The sequence below is a fragment of the Stenotrophomonas sp. 05L44_2 genome (assembly GCF_056665995.1).
The window spans coordinates 1-3,452 of sequence record NZ_JBFTNR010000460.1 but is presented as its reverse complement, the minus strand read 5'-3'; the positions used below and the strand labels follow the sequence as shown (position 1 = coordinate 3,452).

Below are 3,452 nucleotides of genomic sequence, written 5' to 3'. Positions count from 1 at the left end.
CTGCCGATGCTGCGCGCGGATACGCACTGTCGATGACCCTGGTCGGCCTGCGCCTGCAGGAGCTGGAAATGGGCGAGCCGTGTGCAGCCGAATATCGTCAGGCGACGCTGCGCAGCCTGCGCCAGGCCTTCACTGCGGCCTGAGCGTCCCGTCAGCGGAAGGTCGTCCAGGCCAGCACCGCAGATAGCAGTGCGACCCAGATCACGGCCTTGAAGGTGCCTTCCAGCATGTTGCYGCCGAACAGCAGTTCGATGATCGGGTTAGGCCGGGAAACGGGAGCATGGTCACTCATGGTGGCGTCCTGAGGTTTGGGAACTGCGTCACCGATGATACAAAAGCTTGACATTCCTGTTGCTGTTTCCGGTATGGTCGATGCAACGCGGCGTTCAAGGATGATCGATGCTCAAGCGTGCACTGTTTCCCGTAGTCGCCCTGCTGCTGGCCGCACTGGTCATCATGCTCTCCTGGCAGAACCGCCAGTTGCGGCAGGTCAACGAACAGATGGCGGCGCAGCTGCAGCAGACGCAGCTGGACGCGCATGGTCTTGCCACCGGCACCCGGCCTGAACTGTTGACCCTGCGGACGACGCAGCAGACCCATGTCGATATCGGTGGCGCGCGCGGCGTGCCGCAGATCCTCTACTTCTTCTCTACCGCCTGCCGTTACTGCCTGGCCTCGGTGCCACAACTGCAGCAGATCGCGGCTGCGCGAGGCAGTGCCGAGCTGGTGGGCGTGGGCCTGCCACCGTACGACCAGCTTGCCGACTACGCAGGCAAGCACGCGCTGGCGTTTCCGATCGCCGTCGACGATCAGGGCGAAGTCTCCAAGCGCTACCGCGCCACGCTGACACCGATGCTGATGGTGCTGGCCGCAGATGGCAGCATCGCCTACAAGCATGTCGGCCAGCTCGACACCGGGACGGTGCAGGCCGTCGCCAACGCAATGAATCCGGGAAGCCACACCAACTGAAGGAGATACACATGATCGGGAAGAAAACGCTGTTCTCGTCCGTCGCCGGTATCGTCATCGTTGCTGCAATGTCATTCGGGGCCGCACAGGCCTTCGCCACACCGGTGAAGACCGGCTTTGCACCGGGTTGCGTGGATACCCCCGGATGCATGTTCGGCGGCAATGGCCGCGCCGGCGGCACGCGCATCTGCTGCGTCGCCAACTGATCCCGCTTCGACACCGCCCCGCACGCGGTGACTTCATGTTCCATCGCCATTCCAAGGAGATACACATGATCGGAAAGAAGAAGCTGTTCTCGTCCATTGCCGGCATCGTCGTCGTGGCCGCCATGTCATTCGGCGCCGCGCAGGCCTTCGCCACTCCGGTGAAGACCGGCTTCGCGCCGGGCTGCAAGGAACATCCGAGCTGCCCCTATGGCAACGCAGGCTCCCACGGCCTGCTGGTCTGCTGCGACCCCATGTAACCCGCCTCGAAGCTCTGCAAAGGAGATACAGATGATCGGAAAGAAGAAGCTGTTCTCGTCCATTGCCGGCCTCGTCGTGGTGGCCGCCATGTCATTCGGTGCCGCGCAGGCCTTCGCCACTCCGGCCAAGGCCGGGTTCGCACCGGGCTGTGAATTCACCCCGGGCTGCCCGTATGGCGGCTCAGGGCATTGGTCCGGCCCTCGCCTGTGCTGCGATCCGCTCTGAGCCCGCCTGATGGTTCCAGCCACGTCGTGACCTGAGCCCAGGCTTCCCGGCCAACGGGGTCACTTCCGGGCAAACGGGCCGGACTGCCTTCACGGGTGGCCCGGCCCTTTTTCATGATCGTGTTCTGCCGCCGCCCCGGTCTGGCACGGATTCATCCTTGCTGGCTCTGGTTGGCGCGCACTTTTCCGGTCTTCGTCGGATACCGGTTTCACAGCGCAGGCCGCAGTGCAACGCTGGGCTCCCTTCTCCGGAGCACCGTGCCATGCCGATGCTTGCCCTGCTGCTGTTGATGGCCGGTCTGTGCAACCGCGACGGCGGTACCGGAAGCGATTCGCTGCGGATGCAGATCCTGCAGGCCGATGCCCAACGTGCCGTCCGCGCGCCTGCGACGTACGGCCAGACGGACAGCCAGAGCGTGCAGATCCTGCGCCTGAGTGCGGATCGCGTACTGCAGGTGGCCCACGCTCGCGTGCACGGTGATGCCGACGGTATACAGCGCGGGCAATCGCACGCCCGGGGAATGCTGCAACTGTGGCAGCGCGTGGATGGTCATTGGCAGCTGCAGCGCAGCGCCAGTGTCGAGCAACGCGGTTGACGCTGGCAGCAGCCGGCCAGGCTGGAACGAGCGCGGATCGCAGGCACAAAAAAACCGGCCCAGGGCCGGCTTTCATCGTTGCCACCGCTGCTCCGGCCATGCCGGGAACCGGTGGTGGGCGGTACAGGGTTCGAACCTGTGACCCCTACCATGTCAAGGTAGTGCTCTACCGCTGAGCTAACCGCCCGTTTGTTGCTTCTGCAGCGCCGCGATTGCGTCGGTGCAGGCCGCGTATATTACGGACGACGACCGGCAAGCGCAATACTTTTGTGAAGAAAAGCCGCTTTACCGCGTTCAGCCCAGGCTGGCTTCCTTCAGCTGCCTGATCTGGTCGCGCACCCGGGCGGCATCCTCGAATTCCAGGTCCTTGGCATGCTGGTACATCCGCTGCTCCAGGGCCTTGAGGCGAGCGGCCAGCTGCGCCGGACTGAGCGAACGGTAGTCGACCGTGTCCTCTGCCACCCCGGAACGGCCTTTGCCCTTGCCCTTGCGGAACTCCTTCTCGGCGGCGTCCGAGCGTGCGCCCTCCAGCACGTCGACGATCGGCCGCGCCACGGAGCGCGGAGTGATGCCGTGCTCCAGGTTGTACTCGACCTGCTTGGTGCGGCGGCGGTCGGTCTCATCGATCGCTGCCTGCATCGAACGGGTGATCTTGTCCGCATACAGGATCGCCTTGCCGCGCACGTTGCGGGCCGCACGGCCGATGGTCTGGATCAACGAGCCGGTCGAGCGCAGGAAGCCCTCCTTGTCCGCATCCAGGATCGCCACCAGCGAGACCTCGGGCATGTCCAGCCCCTCGCGCAGCAGGTTGATGCCGACCAGCACATCGAACTTGCCCAGRCGCAGGTCRCGGATGATCTCCACGCGTTCMACGGTATCGATGTCCGAGTGCAGGTAGCGCACGCGGATGCCGTGCTCGGTCAGGTACTCGGTGAGGTTTTCGGCCATGCGCTTGGTCAGGGTGGTGACCAGCACGCGGTCACCGGCCTTGATCCGCTCGTTGGCCTCGCTCATCAGGTCATCGACCTGGGTGCCGACCGGGCGGATCTCCACCACGGGGTCGATCAGCCCGGTCGGGCGCACGACCAGCTCGGCCATGTCCTCTCCGGCCTCGCGGAATTCATACGGACCCGGTGTCGCCGACACATAGATGCTGCGGGGGCAGCGCGCCTCCCACTCCTCGAAGCGCAGCGGACGGT

7 protein-coding genes and 1 tRNA gene are annotated in these 3,452 nt (G+C 64.9%); 5 read left to right on the top strand and 3 right to left on the bottom strand.

Features of this window, described 5'->3' with window-relative positions:
• Positions 1–151: 151 nt before the first annotated feature.
• Positions 152–292 (bottom strand): hypothetical protein, encoded by a 141-nt coding sequence (locus AC1VAN_RS15585; RefSeq protein ID WP_480986142.1) that lies wholly within the window; start codon positions 290–292, stop codon positions 152–154.
• Between the two features lie 107 nt (positions 293–399).
• Here AC1VAN_RS15585 and AC1VAN_RS15580 point away from each other — a divergent pair, with 107 nt between their 5' ends.
• From AC1VAN_RS15580 to AC1VAN_RS15560, 5 genes are all read left to right on the top strand, one after another.
• A complete protein-coding gene (locus tag AC1VAN_RS15580; RefSeq protein WP_025875231.1) occupies positions 400–969 on the top strand; it encodes a peroxiredoxin family protein in 570 nt (189 codons plus the stop codon).
• A gap of 11 nt (positions 970–980) precedes the next feature.
• On the top strand, positions 981–1,175 hold the full coding sequence (locus AC1VAN_RS15575) for a hypothetical protein (protein WP_025875233.1): 195 nt from the start codon (positions 981–983) through the stop codon (positions 1,173–1,175).
• Between the two features lie 65 nt (positions 1,176–1,240).
• Positions 1,241–1,432: a hypothetical protein gene (locus AC1VAN_RS15570; protein ID WP_032975717.1), complete on the top strand. Its 192-nt coding sequence runs from the start codon at positions 1,241–1,243 to the stop codon at positions 1,430–1,432.
• A gap of 31 nt (positions 1,433–1,463) precedes the next feature.
• On the top strand, positions 1,464–1,658 hold the full coding sequence (locus AC1VAN_RS15565) for a hypothetical protein (RefSeq protein ID WP_032975716.1): 195 nt from the start codon (positions 1,464–1,466) through the stop codon (positions 1,656–1,658).
• 262 nt (positions 1,659–1,920) lie between these two features.
• Positions 1,921–2,253, top strand: a complete 333-nt coding sequence (locus AC1VAN_RS15560) for a hypothetical protein (RefSeq protein ID WP_032975715.1) — start codon at positions 1,921–1,923, stop codon at positions 2,251–2,253.
• Between the two features lie 112 nt (positions 2,254–2,365).
• Here the strand turns inward: AC1VAN_RS15560 and AC1VAN_RS15555 are convergent.
• Positions 2,366–2,440: transfer RNA gene (locus tag AC1VAN_RS15555), tRNA-Val, on the bottom strand.
• 107 nt (positions 2,441–2,547) lie between these two features.
• Positions 2,548–3,452: helicase-related protein (locus AC1VAN_RS15550; protein WP_480986141.1), on the bottom strand; the 905-nt coding region annotated here is incomplete at its 5' end.